17 protein-coding genes are annotated in these 17742 nt (G+C 71.8%); 1 reads left to right on the top strand and 16 read right to left on the bottom strand.

Features of this window, described 5'->3' with window-relative positions; all coding sequences use genetic code 11:
- Positions 1-38 precede the first annotated feature (38 nt).
- From vioD to P696_RS0101535, 16 genes are all read right to left on the bottom strand, one after another.
- Entirely contained in the window at positions 39-1163 is a 1125-nt protein-coding gene (gene vioD / locus P696_RS42535; protein WP_034482709.1) for a capreomycidine synthase, read from the bottom strand.
- Positions 1160-1975, bottom strand: coding sequence for an alpha/beta fold hydrolase (locus tag P696_RS0101605; protein ID WP_026410965.1), 816 nt, complete (start codon positions 1973-1975; stop codon positions 1160-1162). The genes vioD and P696_RS0101605 overlap by 4 nt, the downstream gene beginning before the upstream one ends.
- A 13-nt stretch (positions 1976-1988) precedes the next feature.
- Entirely contained in the window at positions 1989-2210 is a 222-nt protein-coding gene (locus P696_RS0101600) for an MbtH family protein (protein ID WP_281174900.1), read from the bottom strand.
- A 65-nt stretch (positions 2211-2275) separates the two neighbouring features.
- On the bottom strand, positions 2276-3862 hold the full coding sequence (locus P696_RS0101595) for an MBL fold metallo-hydrolase (protein WP_026410963.1): 1587 nt from the start codon (positions 3860-3862) through the stop codon (positions 2276-2278).
- Between the two features lie 302 nt (positions 3863-4164).
- Positions 4165-5166 (bottom strand): guanitoxin biosynthesis L-enduracididine beta-hydroxylase GntD, encoded by a 1002-nt coding sequence (gene gntD, locus P696_RS0101590; protein WP_026410962.1) that lies wholly within the window; start codon positions 5164-5166, stop codon positions 4165-4167.
- A 472-nt stretch (positions 5167-5638) separates the two neighbouring features.
- Positions 5639-6418, bottom strand: a complete 780-nt coding sequence (locus P696_RS42530) for an AfsR/SARP family transcriptional regulator (protein ID WP_170026287.1) — start codon at positions 6416-6418, stop codon at positions 5639-5641.
- A 509-nt stretch (positions 6419-6927) separates the two neighbouring features.
- Complete coding sequence (locus tag P696_RS0101580; RefSeq protein ID WP_034482996.1) at positions 6928-7530, bottom strand: isochorismatase family protein; 603 nt, start codon at positions 7528-7530, stop codon at positions 6928-6930.
- Positions 7531-7596: 66 nt separating this feature from the next.
- On the bottom strand, positions 7597-8574 hold the full coding sequence (locus P696_RS0101575; protein ID WP_026410960.1) for a GlxA family transcriptional regulator: 978 nt from the start codon (positions 8572-8574) through the stop codon (positions 7597-7599).
- A 66-nt stretch (positions 8575-8640) separates the two neighbouring features.
- Entirely contained in the window at positions 8641-9507 is an 867-nt protein-coding gene (locus P696_RS0101570) for a glycosyltransferase family 2 protein (protein ID WP_026410959.1), read from the bottom strand.
- 61 nt (positions 9508-9568) lie between these two features.
- Positions 9569-10489 (bottom strand): NADP-dependent oxidoreductase, encoded by a 921-nt coding sequence (locus P696_RS0101565; protein ID WP_026410958.1) that lies wholly within the window; start codon positions 10487-10489, stop codon positions 9569-9571.
- A 24-nt stretch (positions 10490-10513) separates the two neighbouring features.
- A complete protein-coding gene (locus P696_RS42525; RefSeq protein ID WP_034482706.1) occupies positions 10514-12022 on the bottom strand; it encodes an MFS transporter in 1509 nt (502 codons plus the stop codon).
- Positions 12019-12531 (bottom strand): DUF6069 family protein, encoded by a 513-nt coding sequence (locus tag P696_RS42520; protein ID WP_211245576.1) that lies wholly within the window; start codon positions 12529-12531, stop codon positions 12019-12021. Before P696_RS42520 ends, P696_RS42525 begins: the two co-directional genes overlap by 4 nt.
- Positions 12532-12664: 133 nt before the next feature.
- Positions 12665-13030 carry a fluoride efflux transporter CrcB gene (gene crcB, locus P696_RS0101550; protein WP_026410957.1) on the bottom strand — a complete coding sequence of 122 codons (366 nt, stop codon included), beginning with the start codon at positions 13028-13030 and terminating at the stop codon, positions 12665-12667.
- The gene (locus P696_RS42515; protein ID WP_051466557.1) at positions 13027-13560 is read right to left on the bottom strand and encodes a fluoride efflux transporter FluC; all 534 of its coding nucleotides are present in this window, start codon (positions 13558-13560) and stop codon (positions 13027-13029) included. The genes crcB and P696_RS42515 overlap by 4 nt, the downstream gene beginning before the upstream one ends.
- A 255-nt stretch (positions 13561-13815) precedes the next feature.
- A complete protein-coding gene (locus P696_RS42510; RefSeq protein ID WP_157429455.1) occupies positions 13816-15369 on the bottom strand; it encodes a sialidase family protein in 1554 nt (517 codons plus the stop codon).
- An 83-nt stretch (positions 15370-15452) separates the two neighbouring features.
- The gene (locus tag P696_RS0101535) at positions 15453-15935 is read right to left on the bottom strand and encodes a hypothetical protein (protein WP_157429454.1); all 483 of its coding nucleotides are present in this window, start codon (positions 15933-15935) and stop codon (positions 15453-15455) included.
- A gap of 513 nt (positions 15936-16448) precedes the next feature.
- On the opposite strand from P696_RS0101535, the gene P696_RS0101530 reads away from it, so the two are divergent.
- The gene (locus P696_RS0101530) at positions 16449-17255 is read left to right on the top strand and encodes an SAM-dependent methyltransferase (RefSeq protein WP_026410955.1); all 807 of its coding nucleotides are present in this window, start codon (positions 16449-16451) and stop codon (positions 17253-17255) included.
- The last annotated feature ends 487 nt before the right edge of the window (positions 17256-17742 follow it).

Below are 17742 nucleotides of genomic sequence, written 5' to 3'. Positions count from 1 at the left end.
GGTGGTCCGCGGCGATCGGGGCGGCGCGCCCGCCCGCGTCAGTCACGCCACTGGGAGAGCGCGGTGGTCAGCCTGTCCAGGCCGCGGGTGAGCAGGTCGGTCGGCCCGCCGTAGCCGAGGCGGATGTGCTCCGGCGCGCCGAAGCATTCGCCCGGGATCACCAGGACGCCGTGCCGGGTGAACAGGTCGTCGCAGAACGCGCGGGTGTCGTCCAGGGGGTTCAGCCGGGGGAACGCCGCGACGCCGCCCATCGTGGGCGCGAGCGTGACCAGGTCCGGATGCGCGGCGGCCCAGTCCAGGACGATCCGCCGGTTGAGCCGGGCCTGCTTCAGCCGCGGCTCCAGGAACGCGTCGGCGTTCTCCAGGACGCGCAGTGCCAGCAGCTCGACCAGAGGCGCGAGGTGCAGCGTCGTGTAGTCGCGGATCCGGACGCAGTCGGCGAGCACGTCCGGCGGGGCGAGGCACCAGCCGAACCGCAGGCCCGGCAGCCCGAACGCCTTGGAGAACGTGCCGAACCCGATCCCACGCTCGTACAGGACGGACGCGTCGGGCAGCGGCTCCCCCTCGTGCGCGAGGTCGGCGAACGCCGCGTCCCACAGCAGGTACGCCCCGACGCGTTCGGCGATGCCGACGAGCCGGCGCAGCTCGGCGGCCGTGATGGACGCGCCGGTCGGGTTCTGCGGGAAGTTCACGATGATCGCGCGTGTCCGGTCGGTGACGAGCGCGTCCAGCTCGTCCAGGGACGGCCGCCAGGCGCGGTCCGGGTGCAGCCGCCAGGCGCGGGTCTCGGCGCCGAGCGCGGCGGCGTACTCGACCAGCGAGTGGTAGCCCGGACGGACGACGACGACCTCGTCCCCCGGCCGCACCAGCGCGTCCAGCACCAGCGTGATCGCCTCGCTGGACCCGCTGGTCGTCATCACCCGGCCCGGGTCGCCGTCGCCCCAGCGCCGCGCGATCACCTCGCGGACGGCGGGCGCGCCCAGCGAGTACCCGTCGTCGAACACCAGCGCGTCGATCTCGGCGTGGTCGAGCCCGGTCATCGCGCGCAGCTCGGCCATCGAGTAGGAGTTCACGCCGCTGGAACTGATGTCGATCTCGGCGGTGAAGTAGTAGTCGCGCAGCCAGTCCTCCAGCGGCGCGGCCGGGACGCGTCCCGCGCTCATGAGCCCGCCTCCTGCTTGGACAGGAACTCCAGGATCGCGGAGTTCACCTCGTCCGGACGTTCCAGGTAGCCGAAGTGCCCGGCGGATCCGACCTCGATGACGTCGCAGTCCGGGATCGCCTCGGCGACCTCCGCGCCCAGGTGCGGCGGGGTGACCAGGTCGTCGGAGAAGGAGATCACCCGGCAGGGCGCGGTCACCCCGCGCAGCGCCTCGCGGCGGTCGCCGTCGAGGTCGACCCAGTTCTGCCCGGCCGCGTGGTCCACGCCGCCCGCCGCCTGCCGGATCGTCTCCAGCCACAGCGCCGACGACTCCTCGTCGTCGAGCGTCGCCGGGGACAGCATCTCGAACGCCAGGACGGCCGCCTCGAAGTCGCGGGGCAGCGTCACGCCGCTCTCGGCGAGCGCCTGGTAGGCCTTCTGGTGCGCGGCCCGCGCCGGGTCGGACCGCGCCTTGGTCGCGATCAGCACGCCGCAGCGCACCAGCTCCGGGTGCCGGATCGCCAGCTCCTGGACGACCAGCGCGCCCATCGACACCCCGACCAGGCGGCAGGGCGCGGCCCCGATCGCCTCGATCAGGCCCCGGGTGTCGGCGACCATGTCGTCCAGGGAGTAGCGGCCCGGCGGGACGTCCGACGGCGGGACGCCCCGGTTGTCGAAGGTGACCGCCTGGTACCCGGCCGCGGTCAGCGCCGGGGTCTGGTGCAGCGTCCAGACCCGGCCCGCCGCGCCCGAGCCCATGACGAGCAGCACCCGCTCGCCCCGCCCGTGGCGTTCGAAGGCGAGCCGGATCCCGTTGGTGAACACGTGCGGCATGGCGGCGGCTACGTCATTCGCCGTCGAGCGCGACGCGCAGGCTCTTCGGGCGCATGTCCGTCCACGTCCGCCGCAGGTACTCGTCGCACTCCTCCTTGGAGGCGTGCACGCCCGTCTCCGTCCAGCCGCCGGGGACGGGCAGGTCGCCCGGCCACAGCGAGTACTGCTCCTCGGCGTTGATCAGCACCTTGAACCGGGCCTCGGGCGACTCGAAGTCGAAGCTCACCGTGCGCACGTCCGTACCTCCATGCTCTGTTCTGGCAATGCTGTGTTCCAGGGGGCGCCGACGCCGGCGGGCGGCTACCAGCGCCACTCGCGCTGCCGCAGCAGGTGCCCGGCGCCGACGCCGTTCTCCTCGCACCAGGCCAGGAACTCGGCCACCTGCTTCAGCTGGAAGGACTCGTCGTTGTAACTGGTGGCCATCACGTGGCCGAGCCAGTCCTCCTCGCCCATCGCGTAGATGTATGCCTCGTCCGCGCCGAGCTCGGTCACGATCGCCGCCGCCTGCGCGGCGTTGGAGCCGGACAGCTTGCGCGAGTCGCTCATCTTCTTGGTCACCGGCCGGGTCAGGAGCGCCTGGTACAGCCAGGTGAGCGGCGCGCCGTCGCACTCCATCCCGAGGAACGCGATGTCCGCCTTGCCCAGGTGGTCCCGCACGTACCGGTACAGGACCGGGTCGATGCCGGACGAGTCCGCGCCGACGAAGATGTTCTTGCCGCCGAGTTCGACCCAGAAGGTCGACTTCGAGCGGATGTCGAGGTCGGCGTGCTCGCCGAGGAACGGCGTCGCGGTGACCTTGCCGCCGGGGAACGGCACCTCGTCGAAGTCGTCCACCTCGACGACCGGCAGGCCGATGTGCTGGAGGTAGAGCCCGAGGGACGGGTCGCACACGTTGCCCCGGGACGACCTCGGCACGACCACCGCGCCGACGCGTCCGCGCAGCTGGAGCAGCGTCTCCAGGACGATGTGGTCCTGGTGGCCGTGCGTGATCAGCACGAGGTCGATGAAGTCGGGCAGGTCGTCCAGGGTGTAGCGGTCGGTGGCGTTGCTGTCGGCGCTGATGAACGGGTCGGTGACGATCGCCGCGTCCGGGGTCTGCAGGACGAGGCAGGCGTGGCCGTAGTAGCGGATCCGGCCGCCGGCGTCGATGTGCCGGTCCGGGCGCAGGCCGCACTCGTCGGTCAGCAGCCGCTCCTCCATCCAGGCGGCCTGCGCGTCGTCCAGTTCGAGGGCCTCGCGCAGGTGTCCGGCCGTGGCCGGGTGGAGCCGGGTCTTGAACAGCTCCTCCAGGCCGGGATGCCGGAACGGGATCGGCAGGTCCAGGACGTCCGGGGAGGCCAGGCGGGGCGTGCTCAGGATGAAGGGCCGCTCGTAGCCGGGCTCGATGGACAGCTGCACCGACTGCCGCGCCTCGGTGTAGGCGGAGCTCTTGTAGACCAGCGGCTCCATGAACCGCAGGCCCGCCTGGTTCTCGGTGTCGTAGGCGAGCTCCACCAGGCCGTTCAGCTCGGTCGGCAGCTTGGGGTACAGCGGCGTCAGGTCGAACCCGGTCGCCTCCTGCCGCACCAGCTCCTCGGCCTGCGAGATCGCCTCGGCGAACCGCAGCATGTCCGCGCGGTCCCGCTTGATGGCGGCGACCAGGTCGCGGATCTCACCGCTGCGCTCCTCCGGGACGTGCACGAAGTAGCCGCCGCGCAGCGCCGGATTCGTGCTCGCCGCGACATGCACCTGCGGCGCCTGCAAATACGATTCCAGCAAGGGCAGCTGAAGGAACGCGAGATTCATCGCCGCCTGGACGGGCGCGACCGTGTGGGCCCACGCGTAGAAACCGTCCACCAACGGCTCGATGATGACGTTCGACCGAAGAAATCGCGGACTTTCTGCCATGAGAGTTCTCCATCGAGAGCCGTGGCCGTTCATTCCGTCCGGCGTCATGCTCACACGGCCCCGGTAAGCCGGACAAGAGCCACTACACAGACGCCATATCGGCTCCATCGAGGCTCCATCGGCGCACCGGAGGGCGGCAATTCCGGGCGGTGAATGACCCGGCCGGGGAAGGGAGGCGCGCGGCGCGGACGGGTGTCGGGCGGGCGTGCGGTCGGCAAGGTGTGCGGGCATGCCGCGGGGGCGGCGCAGGCATGCCGGAGGGGCGGCGCGCCGGGCACGCCGCCCCTCGGGCCGGGCTCGGGTCAGCCGATCGCGCGGACGTCGCGGGCGGCCCGCTCGGCCCGCGACTTGCGCAGGTCCTTGGTGAGGTTGATGCGCTTCAGCCAGCGGTCGGTGCCGTCGTGCCGCGCCTGGAACGGCTTGCGGCCGTGCACGACCCGGTAGTTGTCCAGGAAGCAGAAGTCGCCCGCCTCCAGGCGCATGTCGACCATCCTGGCGTCCATGCGCTCGGTCAGCGCGTCCAGCGCGGCGCGCGCCTCGCGGTCGGCCGCGTCCACGCTCATGAAGTACGGGTCGGCGCGGATGTAGGGGCGCTCGGGGTGGCCGAACAGCACCGGGACGGGGTCCGGCGCGCGGTCCAGCCGCTCGATCGCCTCGAACGCCTCCTCGGCCGGGGCGGAGTTGTTCTTGGGCAGGTGCGACTCGTCCGGGCGGATGCCGAACCGCGCCCCGGTGAGCACCTCCCGCACCTCGCCGGGCAGCTCCAGGTCGTCCACGTGCCCGATGGTCGTGGCCGCGCCGTAGGGGTTGCGCAGGCACGCGAAGCCGATGAAGTCGCTGCGCAGCGGGTGGAAGGCGTCCTCGGTGTGCCAGGTCAGCAGCGCCTCGCTGCTCGACCCGAGCTGCTCGTTCTCGTGTCCCTTGATCGGGATGACGTCGTGGATGAGCCGCCCGTCCTGCTGGGTCGTCCAGGCGAACGGGTCGCCGAGCAGCGAGCCGTACAGCACCAGGAGCAGCTCCTCGCGGTGCGCGGACGAGTGCCCGGTCCGGTCCCGCCAGTGCCGCGGCGTCGGGCCGACGCGGTCCTGGTCGACCTGGTGGCCCGAGATGATCAGGACCCCGGACAGCCGTTCCAGCCGGAACTCGTTGAGCGCCCGCCGGACCCGGGCCGGCAGCCGGTGCGCCAGCACCGTGGCCCGGTGCAGCGCGTCGTCGGAGTCGAGGCCGTCGAACTCGGCCTCCACCCCGTCCAGGAGCCGGTCCACCTCGCGCAGCTCCTCGGGTTCCATCACCAGCCGGTCCATGCCGCATCACGTCCTCTCCGGTTTTTCGACATACGACATCCGCACATTCGCGCCGTGCTCTGCGCTGCCTCGGCGAACGCTCTTCTCGTCAGCGGGATCGCTGGCTCGAACGCCGCTCCCCTTCGCGAGCGGCCGGACGGGTGGGCGCCCCTGAAATCCCCGGGGAAAACGACCCCGTCCGTTCCGCTGGTCATGGTCACATGGCCCGTTGGCCCGGACAAGCCGCGCCATTCGTCCGCCAGCGCGGCGCTAACCGCACTCCAGCGGGCCCCTTTCGGCCGCCGCCGGGGAAATGGCCGGGAAAAGCCGACGGCGCCCGCCTCCCGGGCGGGTGCTCGGGGAGGCGGGCGCCGAGGGGGCGCTCAGGCGGCCAATACCGATGCCATGGGGCGGGGGGACCTTTCTGGAGCGACGTGGTAGGGACGGGGGCGTGGTGAGTTTGATTGATGTTTCAATCCGCCGTGCGCGGCGGTCAGCCGAGGATCGACTCCTTGGTACGGCGGCTGAGTTCCATCGCGGGAACGCGGTTGAGAATGGACCGGTGCAGCTCCTGCAACTCCTGCCCGGGTTCGATGCCGAAATGCTCGGACAGCCGGCGGCGCATGACGGCGTAGTGCTGGAGCGCCTCGGCCTGGCGTCCGGAGGCGTAGAGCGCGAGCATCAACTGCGCCCGGAACGCCTCGTGGACCTGGTAGACCGAGACCACCTTGTGCAGTTCCGGCACGATCTGGCGGTGCCGGCCGAGCCGCATTTCGGTGCCGAACAGCTCCTCGTAGACGGCGATGCGCTCACCCTCGAGAATTCGGGCCTCCTGCTGAATGGCGGCGCCGGGAATTCCGGCGAGCGCGCCGCCGCGCCAGGCCCCGAGCGCCTCCCGGAACCGGGGCACCGCCTCCTCCGGCTCGCCGAGCGCCACCGCCTCCCGGGCGGCCTCCGCCCGCCGCCGGAAGTACCACAGATCGGTGTCGACCTCGTCGACACTGAGCAGGTAGCTGTCGGTGGCGGTGCCGAGTTCCACCCCGGGGACGGCCCGGAGCAGCTGGCGGAGCCGGTAGATGTAGGACTGCAGGGTCGTCTGCGCGGTGGCCGGCGGCCTGGCGTCCCACACGTACCTGATCAGAGAGTCGATCTGCACCTCGTTGTTCGCGTTCAGCAGCAGCGCCGCCAGCACCGCACGCTGCTTCGGCGCGGTAATGGAAATTCTTCTCCCGGATGACTCCACCTTCAGGCTGCCCAGGAGGAAAAAATGCATGGACGGCTCCCTTCCGCCACCCTGCAGTTGCGAATGTTTCCGCATTCTGCCATCAGCCGACATGGCTAACAAGGCTTGATCGGAATGTCAGGGAGTCATTGACCGTGCGCGTTTCGTGACCTTAGGGTTACCTATCCTAAGGTCACGGTGAGTGGCCGTCAGAAGAATTCCGCCTACTTGTCAACAGTGGGCAAAGACGGCGGCCGGTCCGGCGGACGGGTCATCAGGCCAGCATGATCACCGGTTGCGCGACCATCACGAGTAAGATCGAACTTTACTCGTGATCAGACCCCGACGCCCTGTGCCGTCACCCGGCGTGACCTCGCGCCGGATGCCCGATTCGCGTCCGGTGTGGCGGATAAACAAAGTACGTACAGCCCTGAATGTCAACTCCAGATCCGTTTACGAACGATATTCTGCATGACCGTTATCGGCCTGAGATTCGACGCGGGCCGGGGACCGCGCCAGCGATCCTCCAGCCCGCCTCCATCACTCCGCCAGCGGCCTGGTCAGCCGCGCAGGTCGGCCGCCCGGACGGCGATCCGCCCGAACAGGTCGCCGATCGTGGTCAGCGCGGCGGCGTGCAGGACGTCCGCCGGAACCGCCGCCCCGTCCGGCCCGGTGAGCGGACGCGTCGCGCACGCCTCGGCCACCACGACCGGGCTGAAGCCGAGGTTGAACGCTCCCTGCGCGGTGAACTGCACGCACATGTGGGTCATGAAGCCCGCGAGCACCAGGTCCGGCCCGGCGCCGAGACCGCGCAGCACGGCCTCCAGCCCGGTCTCGTGGAACGCGTTCGGGAAGCCCTTCACCACGACCGGCTCGCCGTCCCGCGGCGCGACGCGGGACTCGATCCGCCCGATCTCGGCGCGGATGTCGTACGGGGTGCCCTCGCCGCCGTCGTTCACGACGTGCACGACCGGGGTCCCGGCGGCGCGGGCGGCGGCCAGCAGCCGCGCCCCCGCGTCCAGCGCGGCGTCGGCCCCGGGCAGCGCCATCACGCCGGTGGTGTAGGTGTTCTGGAAGTCGATCATGATCAGGGTGCTCGCCGACAGCGCGGGCAGCGCGCCGTCCAGGCCGATCACGTCGCGCAGGGTCGTCGAAACGGTCATCATTCCTCCTTGTTTCCGGGCAGGGTGAATCACCCGTCCACGTCGGGACGGGGACGAACAACAAGGTCAGGCGGCGGTGCGGAACCGCCGCCGGTAGGCCGCCGGGGTCGTGCCGAGGCGGCGCCGGAAGGCCCGGTGCAGCGTCTCCGCCGAGCCGAGCCCGGACGCCACGGCCACGCGGTCGAGCGGCTCGTCGGTGCCCTCCAGCAGCCGCCGCGCCGCCTCCACGCGCGCGGCCTCGACGAACGCGGCGGGCGTCGCGCCGGTCTCCTTGCGGAACACCCGGCTGAAGTGCCGCTCGCTCAGGCACATCCGCCCGGCCAGCGCCGCCGCCGACAGGTCGCCGGTCAGGTTCGCCGTGATCCACGCGCGCAGCTCGTCGATGTCCCGGCGCTCGGCCGGGGCCTGCCACAGCGGAACACTGAACTGGCTCTGGCCGCCCTGCCGCTTGAGGTACATGACGAGCTGCCGCGCGACGTCCAGCGCGACCCGCTCCCCGTGGTCCTCGGCGACGAGCGCGAGCGACAGGTCCATGCAGGCGCTGATGCCCGCGCCCGTCCAGACGTCCCCGGACCGGACGTAGATCGGGTCCGGGTCCACGATGACGTCGGGGTGGTCGGAGGCGAGCCGGCCCGCGGTGGCCCAGTGCGTGGTGGCCGTCCGGCCGCTGAGCAGCCCGGCCGCCGCGAGCAGGTGCGCCCCGACGCACACCGAGGCGACCCGTCCCGCGTGCCGCGCCGTGTCCGCGATCCAGCCGACCAGCCCCGGGTCGACGACCGGCGCCCCCTCGCCGTCCACCGCCCCGGGCACGACGAGGGTGTCCACCCGGTCCCCGACGTCCGCGAAGGTCAGGTCGGTCGCGACCCGCACCCCGGCGCTCGTCCGCACCAGCCCCGCGTCCTCCCCCGCCAGCAGAACCTCGTAGGGCCTGCGCCCCTCGGGCATCTCCCGGTTGGCCAGCGCGAACACCTCGGCGGGCCCGGTGACGTCGAGCAGATCGACGTCCGGGAACACAGCGATGACGACACGGTGCGAAGCGGCCATGCCCCCATTCTGAAGCCCCACCCCCATGTCCGCCATGACGCCCTCCTGTCACATCCGGCCATGCCCTCAGATCACCGGCGGCCTTCCCACGCGCGTGAGCCGCCCGACGGTCCGCCAGGAGATCGGTTTCCGCACCTGCTCGTGACGCGTGGCCAGTCCCTCCCGAAAGCCGCGCAGGGTGGCGCCGAGCGCCGCCCGCGACCGCACCCGCGCGAGGGTCAGAACCGCCCACAGCCCGACATAGACCGAGGTCAGGGGCATCGGCAGGTTGCGGTAGGCGGCCCAGACCCGGTTCCGCGCGCTGAGCCGGTGGAACCCCGCGTGGCGCGCCGGATCGGTGGCCGGGTGGTGGACGACGACGTGCGGCGCGTAGCGGCCCGTCCGCCCCAGGTCCCAGAGCCGCCAGGCCAGATCCAGCCCCTCGTGGAACAGGAAGTAGTGGCCCGGCCACCCGCCCGCGCGTTCGAAGTCGGCTCGGCCTACCAGCACGATGCCCTCCGACATCGTCGCGACCGCTCCCCCGCGCCGCGGGCCCGCTCCGCGAGGCCGAGGGACCCACCTCGCCAGCGTCACCCCCGTCACGGGGTCGGCGAAGCGTGGCTGCACGTAGGCCGTCCCGGGGTGCCGCTCGAGCTCCGCGACCAGCCGCGCGACGTCGTCCCGGCGGGGCAGGACGGCGTCGTTGTCGAAGAACAGCACGAACTCCCCGCGGCCGAGCGCGTCCGCGCCCACGTTCCGCCCCTCGGGAATGCCGACGTTCTCGGGAAGCGTGACCGTCCGGACGCCGTCGGGCACGCCGTCCGGGACACAGCCGTTACCGACGACCACGACGTTCAGCGTGACCCCCTCCTGAGCCAGGAGCGACGCCATGGCCTGGGCGAACTCGTCCGGACGGTCGTTCATGGTCAGGACGACCGCGTCGACGGTGCTCATGCCGGGTAGTGAAGCAGGCCGGTGCGCGGGCCGTCCGGAGGTTTGCCGACGGGTGGGACGGTCAGGGGATGAGGACGATCTTGCCTCGGGTGTGGCCGGTGCGGCTGGAGTCGAAGGCGGCGGCGACCTCGGCCAGGGGGAAGGTCTGGGAGACCTCGACGGTGAGGACGCCCTGGTCGGCGAGGCCCACGAGTTCGGTGAGGGCCGCGCCGCCTGGACGGGTCCAGACGGACGAGCCGCCGTGGCGGCCGACGGCGGGGTCGGCGATCGAGGCGTGGCGGCCCCCGAAGGCGAGGACGGCGAGGGTGGTGTCGAGCTGGCCGCCGACGCAGTCGGCGACCGCGGTGACCCCGCCCGGGGCCAGGTCCTGGACGCGTTCGGTCTGGCCGTCCCCGTGGGCGACGGGCTCGCCGCCGAGGACGCGGACGAAGTCGTGGTTGGGGGCCGAGGCGGTGCCGATGACGCGGGCGCCGCGCTCGCGGCCGAGCTGGACGGCGATGCTCCCGACGCCCCCGGCCGCCCCGTACACCAGCAGGACGTCCCCGGGCCCGACCTCCAGGCGGTTCAGCATGCGCTGCGCGGTGAGCCCGGCGAGCGGGAGGCCCGCGGACTGGGCCCAGTCGAGCGCGACCGGGCGCCGGGCGAGGAACTCGGCCGGGACGGCGACGTACTCGGCGAACGTGCCGTGCCGGACGATCGGCATGCGGGCGTAGGCGATCACCTCGTCGCCGTCGGCGAACTCGGGGGTGTCGGGACCCGCGCCAGTCACGACGCCCGCGAGGTCCCAGCCGGGGATGACCGGGAAGCACGCCTCCACGAGCGGGTCCAGGCCGCCCGCCATGACCTTCCAGTCCACCGGGTTGACCCCGGCGGCGCGCACCTCGACCAGGACCTGGCCCGGTCCGACGCGGGGATCGGGGACGTCCCCGAACCGCAGTCGCGAGTTGTCGGGCGCGTAGGCGTCGTAGCTGGCGGCCTTCATCGTTCGTGGTCCCTCCGGACGGGGTCAGTGGCTGTTCTCGGTCGGCCGGAAGTCGGACGGGATCACCCGGTACCCGATGTATCCGGACAGCAGGAGCAGGATCCCGGCGACGGCGAACGCGACGCCGAGCGCATGGGTGAACGAGGCGGACGCGACGGCCATGATCCGCACGCCGAGCCCGCCGCCGTTCTGCGCCGCGATGACGGCGGCCTCGCCGATCGAGTCCCGGACGCGCGCCATCTCGGCCTCGCTCAGGCCGAGGTCCGGCACGTCCCCCCGGTACAGGACGGCGGCGAGGCTGCCGATCGCGGCGACGCCCATCGCGCTGCCCAGCTCGTAGGAGATCTCCTCGACGGCCGCCGCGCCGCCCGCCTCCTCCTGAGGCGAGGACGACAGCAGCGCCACGGACGCGGCGGTCGTCGCGATGCCGAAACCCGTGCCGAGGCACACCAGCGCGACCGCGATCTCGACGTACTCGAGCCGTCCGGCGAGGTCGGCGATCCACGGGACGGCCATCCCGACGGCCGCGAGGACCATGCCCGCGCCGAGGACGACCCGGACGCCGAACCGCTCCATCAGCCGGGGCGTGAACAGCGGCGCGACGATCAGCGTGGCCGGGGCGGGCAGCAGCCGCAGCCCGGCCTCGAACGGCTCCAGGCCGCGCGCGTACTGGAACCACTGGGTGAGCAGGAACAGCACCGCGCCCAGCCCCATCATGCCGAGGAAGATCGCGACGGCCGAGACGGTGAAGACCGGGTCGCCGAACATCCGCACCGCCAGCAGCGGGTTGTCGATCCGCAGCTCGCGCCGGACGAACACCGTCAGCGTGACCGCCGCGACACCCAGCAGCACCAGGCCGGACGGGACGTCGTGACCGCCGACCAGCTTGATGCCCCCGGCGAGCGCGACCATCCCGACGACCGACAGGACGACGCCCCACCAGTCCCAGCCCCCCTCGCGCGGATGGGACGACTCGGGCACCAGCCACAGCGCGAACCCGATGCACAGGGCGGCGACCGGGATGTTCAGCAGGAACGCGGCCTTCCAGCCGGACGCCTGCACGACCAGGCCGCCGACGAGCGGGCCGAGGGCCATGCCCGCGCCGATCACGGCCGTCCAGACGCTGTAGGCGACGGCGCGCTCGCGCGGGTCGGTGAACACCACGCGCAGGATCGAGATCGTGGACGGCATGATCGCCGCGCCGCCGACGCCGAGCAGCGCCCGCGCCGCGATCACCCCCCAGGGCGCGGTGGCGACGACCGCGAGCAGCGAGGCCACCGCGAACAGGACGAACCCGATGAGCAGCAGCCTGCGCCGTCCCCAGCGGTCGCCGAGCGCGCCCGCCGTGATGAGCAGCCCGGACAGCACCAGCGCGTACGCGTCGATGATCCACAGCTGCTCGACCGAGGACGGCCGCAGGTCCGCCACCAGCGACGGGAACGCCACGTTCAGGATCGTGGCGTCCATCGCGATGATCAGCAGGCTCCCCGACAGGACCGCCAGGACGGCCCACCGCCGCCGCGTCCCGGTCACCCGTAGTACCCCGGCGGGGGCGGCGGCCGGACGTCGGGGGGACGCTGCACCGCCGCGGACGCGACCGCGCACAGCAGGCTGACGATGCTGACGCCGGTGACGAGGTTGATCCCGGCGGTGGCGAGCGCCGAGTCGTCGAGACTGTTCATGGTCAGCGGGAGCAGGACGGCCGCGGCGGTCGCCAGGGAGCCGATCCAGCCGAAGAACGCGACCGGCCTCGGCACCGCCACGAGCAGCAGGTGCAGCAGCGCGGTCGCGAGGAGCGCCGCGGCGGCGGCCACGACGGCGTAACTGGTGGTGGACGAGTCGCCGTAGGTGCCCCTCCCGCTGGGCGCGAGCACCGGGATGTCCAGGACGCCGCGCACGAGCAGCACCCCGACCACGACGACGAGCGCGGCCACGACAGCCGTCGCGAGGCCCCCGGCCCACAGCCGTCCCGGGCGCAGCCGCGGCCGGGACGCCGCCGGGTCGTCCGGCCGGGGCGCGGGACCGTACATCGAATCCGACACGACCCGCCTCCTCCCCACACCGCCCGTCATGGGACCCGTAGCCGCAACCCCTCAGCGAGAAGCCCAAAACCCGCCCCAGGTTGGGCAAAAAGGCTGGTCAGGACATCCCGGAGACGGCCTGGGCAAGGGCAGGTCAGGACGTCCCGGAGACGGCCTGGGCGAGGACCATGCCGACCCACGCCGAGCCCAGCCCCGCGCCGAGCGAGGCGACGACGTTCAGCACCGCGTACGGGCGCGCGCCGGTCTCGGCGAGCCGGACGGTCTCGTACCCGAAGGTGGAGTAGGTGGTCAGCGCGCCGCAGAATCCGGTTCCGGCGAGCGCCATGAGCCCGCCCGCGGGATAGGCCGCGAGGAACCCGAGGAGCAGGCAGCCGAACACGTTCACGGCGAACGTCCCCCACGGGAACACCGAGTCGTGCCGGGCCTGGACGGCGCGGTCGGTCAGGTAGCGCACGGGCGCGCCGACGGCCGCGCCGAGCGCGACGAGCAGCAGCGTCATCGCGCGTCCCCCTCGGACGCCACGGCGGCGACCCTGGCGGCCTCCTGGGCGGCGGCCCTGGAGTCCGTCCGCGCCGGGGTGAGCGCGCGGGTCAGCCGGACGCCGGTCCAGACGGCGGCGAGCGCCGTCACCAGGGTCGCGGCGAGGTAGAGCAGGGCCGTGCGGGACGCCCCCTGCCCGACGGCCTGCTGGACGTCCACCATCGCCGTGGAGAAGGTGGTGAAGCCGCCGAGGACGCCGACGCCGAGGAAGGGCCGCAGCAGCGGGTGCGGGCGCGGCCCCTCGGTGATCACCACCATGAGCACGCCGATGATCAGGCAGCCGAGGACGTTGGTCCCGAAGGTGGCCCAGGGGAACGCGCCGGGATCGTGGGGAAAGGCGGTGGCGAGCCCGTAGCGGGCGAGCGCCCCGCACACCCCGCCGGCCGAGATCGCGCCGAGCGTCGCCCAGGGGGCGTGGGCCAGTTCACGTCGCTGTTCGGGGACGCGCAGCTCCACATCGGGATCGACGGGCAGACGGGGCTCGGGCATCGGTTCCTCCTACCAGGGCACGGCGGATCACTCTGGCAGGGACCGTTGGCGGATCAGGCGTCGCGGTTGCCCCGGGCCCGTGTCACGGGCGATCGGGGGCGGCGGGCCCCACCGCCGCGGCCTCGTCCTCACGAGGACCTCAGGCCATTTTAGCCAACCCTGTCCCCTCCGGCATGCGACCCGGCTCACACCCGCCCTTGATCGCGAAGCGCCCGCCCCGGCCGGTGACCGGGGCGGGCGCGCGGGAGGCGGGCGTCAGTGGCGGCGTGGGTGGGCGTTGAGGTGGGTGGGGACGGCCAGGCGCGGCGCGGGGTGGGCGAGCGGCGGGCCGGAGTTGACCGGGCCGGGCCCGAAGACGCCGCTGTAGACGTCCGTCGCGTCGGACGCGTCGCCGGTGGTCGCGACCAGGACAGGGCGGAAGGACGTGCCGCCGCTCACCGCGACGGCCTCGTAGTCGCCGAGGAAGTGGCCCCACCCGGCGTACGGCGCGAGCAGCCAGTCGAACACCGGGGAGATCCGGCGCTCGGACGGCCGCGTCCCGCCGCGCGGGTAGGTCGCCATCCACATGGCCGTCGGCAGCGTCGTGGCGTCGCCCGGCTGGAGGTAGCGCAGGTCGTAGTAGGTGACCGCGACCTGGCCGTGGTCGTTCACCGCGATGGACGGGGTGAACGCGGGCGCCGCCGGGGCCTGGTTGATCTGGACGGGCGCCGACCACGTCCGGCCGTGGTCGGCGGAGTGGACGAGCTCGACGTCGTCGTACCGGCCGCCGGTGAAGGCCGAGCCCTCGAACGCGGCGTACAGCTCGCCGGTCACCGGGTCGATCGCGGCGCTGATCAGGTTCGCGCCCGCGCGCAGCGCCTTGCTCGCGTCGTCCGGCGCGTTCGGGTGGACCTCCGGCACGGACGTGTCGGAGGCGATCGTCGTCGGCTTGCTCCACGTCCGGCCCTGGTCGTGGGACGTGACGAACGCGTAGTGCAGGTCGGTCGGCCGGGTCCCGGTGGTGTCGCTGTAGGTCTGCCACTCGAAGAAGTCGTACAGGGTGTCGGTGCGGGCGTCGGCGACGATGACGTTGCCGATGGTCTGCGAGTTCGGGACGACGCTGGTGTCGACGAACACGTGCGCGGGACCCCAGGTGCGTCCGTGGTCGCGGGTGATCGCGATGTAGGACGGCCCGTCGTAGTGCGCGCCGGGCCCGCTCGCGACCTGGTCGATGCGGTCCCACACCTGGTAGGCCGTGCCGGGGTGGCGCGGGTCGGCGGTGACCGAGTTCTTGTCGTCGGTGAACGCCGCGTCGGTGTCGTCGATCAGCTGGGTGACGTGCGTCCAGGTCCTGCCGCCGTCGTAGGACGTGGCGGCGCCGACGCCGTTGCGGGCGCTGCTGACGTCGAAGTCCAGGCCGCTGGAGTAGGCGACGCCGTCCGGGCCGAAGTCGACCCAGGCGTCCGAGGCGCGCTCGTAGTCCAGGCCGCCGGGCGCGCACTTGCTGAACGGCAGCGGAACCTTGGTGAAGTGCCTCCCGTCGGTGCTGTAGGACGCGGCGACGCCGTGCGCGCCGCCGTTCGACCAGCGGTCCTGCTGGTAGGCGGCGATGACGTGCCCGGGGTTGCGCCGGTCCACCGCGACCCACGGCTCCTCCTCGGCCCCGACGGTGACCTTGGCACCGGGCGTGGCCCCCGCCGTGCAGGAGGCGTAGGGATTCCCGGGCGAGATGTTCCCGACGGACGGCCCCGCCGCAGCGGACGCGACCGCGGTCAACGCCCCGCCCAGCACCAGGACGATCCCGGCGGCGGTCAAGCTTCGGTGTCTCATACGGGGGCTCCTCAGCAAACTGCCGCTACAGAGGTGTAGATCTTCGCGGCCTTCGCAGGGAACGTAGATCTGCCCTCGAACCCCTACAACCCCCGGTGGCCGACCCCGGCCAACACCGCCCCGTCCGGATCCGGACGCCCACCCGCACGGCTCCGCCGCACCCGTAGGACTCCCACAAGCACGGCCGTCGCGACCGCGCAGACGACATACCCGACGAACCCAACCTCGCCGACCGCAGTCAGAACACGTCCGGCGGTGCCATAGGAGGCGATGACCCCGCCACCAGAGCCAAGCGGCTCACCGAGCCCGAACAACGCCGCCGCCGGGACGGCGATCTCGTTCGAAGCGTCAGAGAAGTCCGGGTAAGCCCAGGCGAACGCAAGCAACGCCACGTCGGTGACCGCGAACGCCGCGACCGTGACGACCCCAACCCGTCCACGCGGCAACACCAAGGTCGCGACGATCAGCGGCGCAAGCAGCACCAACGGAACAAGCCCAAGCGAGAACAACATCATCGCCGCGAGCCAGCCAGGCGCCAACACCCGCGCGCCCACGGCAAACAACATCACGCAACACTGAACAAGCACCACACGGCGTCGGGTCATACATCAACCCTCACGCCGCGCCCACCCCACCAACAGCGCTCAAGTACTCAGACCAGCCGACACCGATACTCAACCAGTCCGCCCTCCGCCTAGCGAACGGCCAAGAACCAACGCGCCGGTGCCAGCACTCGACCCCTACCGAACTCGCCGCCCATCCCGTCGAGGTAGCCGTGGCCCCCAAGCGTGTCTCCAACCTGGAAAGGGTTGACCGCATTTGTCCCTTGGGGCAAGATCAAGCGCCGAGTCCTGCATCGTGGCGGGGATCGAATATGGGCGAGAAGGTCACATTCGATGGGGCATGGATACGGCAGCATGCTCAACAACGCGCACGATTAGCGGCGAACGAAGACCAGCCTGGGCCGCGCAGGAGCTCTACTCCTATTTGTCGCACCCCGATCGACCTGTTCTATGGTTCGCGGAGTCCTGGTCAGGGGCTCGGGGTCGCCCCTGGGGCACGTTGTCGAACGGAGAGCCATGCCAGACCGAGACCACTCAGCCGATCCACACATCGACACCAACGTTCCTCACTCGGCCCGGGTGTGGAACTACTGGCTCGGCGGCAAGGACAACTACCCCGCGGATCGCGAGGTCGGCGAGAAGGTGCGCGCGGTCTACCCGGCGATCGTGGACGTCGCACGACACTCTCGGCTGTTCCTCGGGCGGGCGGTGCGCTTCCTCGCCAGCGACGTAGGCATACGCCAGTTCCTGGACATCGGCACCGGATTGCCCACGGCCGACAACACCCACGAGGTCGCCCAGCGCGTCGCACCAGAGTCCCGGATCGTCTACGTCGACAACGATCCCCTGGTGCTGGTCCACGCGCGCGCCCTGCTGTCGAGCACGCCGGAGGGAGCCTGCGACTACCTCGCCGCCGACGTCCGCGACCCCGGCACGATCCTGCGCCAAGCGGCAAAGACCCTGGACCTCACACGTCCTGTCGCGCTGATGATGCTGGGCATCCTCGGCAACATCTGGGACGACGCCGAGGCGATGGCGATCCGCGACCAGTTGATGAAGGCTCTGCCCTCAGGAAGCTACCTGGTCCTGGAGGACGGCACCGACGCCGTGGACCCGGACGCCGCGGCCGACGCCGAACGCACCCGCGCGGAAGCAGGCGACCCCTACCGCCTGCGCACCCCAGAACAGATCGCCGCCTTCTTCCACGACCTAGACCTTCTGGACCCCGGCATCGTCTCGGTCTCCCACTGGCGCCCCGAGCCGAACCGCTGGGGACCCCCTCCCGAGGTGACGGCCTTCTGCGGAGTAGCCCTCAAACCCTGACCACTGCACCACCAGTCCGGCCCTCTGCCCACCGAACCGCAAATCGGCCGACGGCCCACCATCCGGCGCACTCCGAGCCTCGCCGCATCATCGGAGCTGAAAGCAACCACCTGTGATGCAGAACGCTCGCCTATTCCGTCCGCAGAATCGGATGTGCACACCGTCAGGGCTTACGTGTGCAGGTAAACCAAAAAAGCAGGCTGGCACGCCTGCAGCGGCGCTCCTTCGGAGCAGCCGCCAAGACGTTGTGGCTACTCATGGGCGACCCCGATATGCCGATGACCTGGCAATACTCTCCGCACCCCCTCCCCCATCAATTGGGCAACCAAGTGAACCGGGTCGAGTGGGTGCCGGAGTTCACGGGCCTGTCGGTGCGGCAGTTCCGCAAGGTGGTGCGGATCGTCTGTGCCTGTCGCGGCGCGCACGTGACGGCCGACGGCGGCTACCAGGGAACCCGCAGTCGGCTCGGCCACGGCGACCGTCGTTG

It is taken from the genome of Actinomadura oligospora ATCC 43269, assembly GCF_000518265.1.
GTDB classification, from domain to species: domain Bacteria; phylum Actinomycetota; class Actinomycetes; order Streptosporangiales; family Streptosporangiaceae; genus Spirillospora; species Spirillospora oligospora.
Note: the sequence above shows the minus strand (reverse complement) of the source record. Positions and strands in the feature narration are given on the sequence as shown.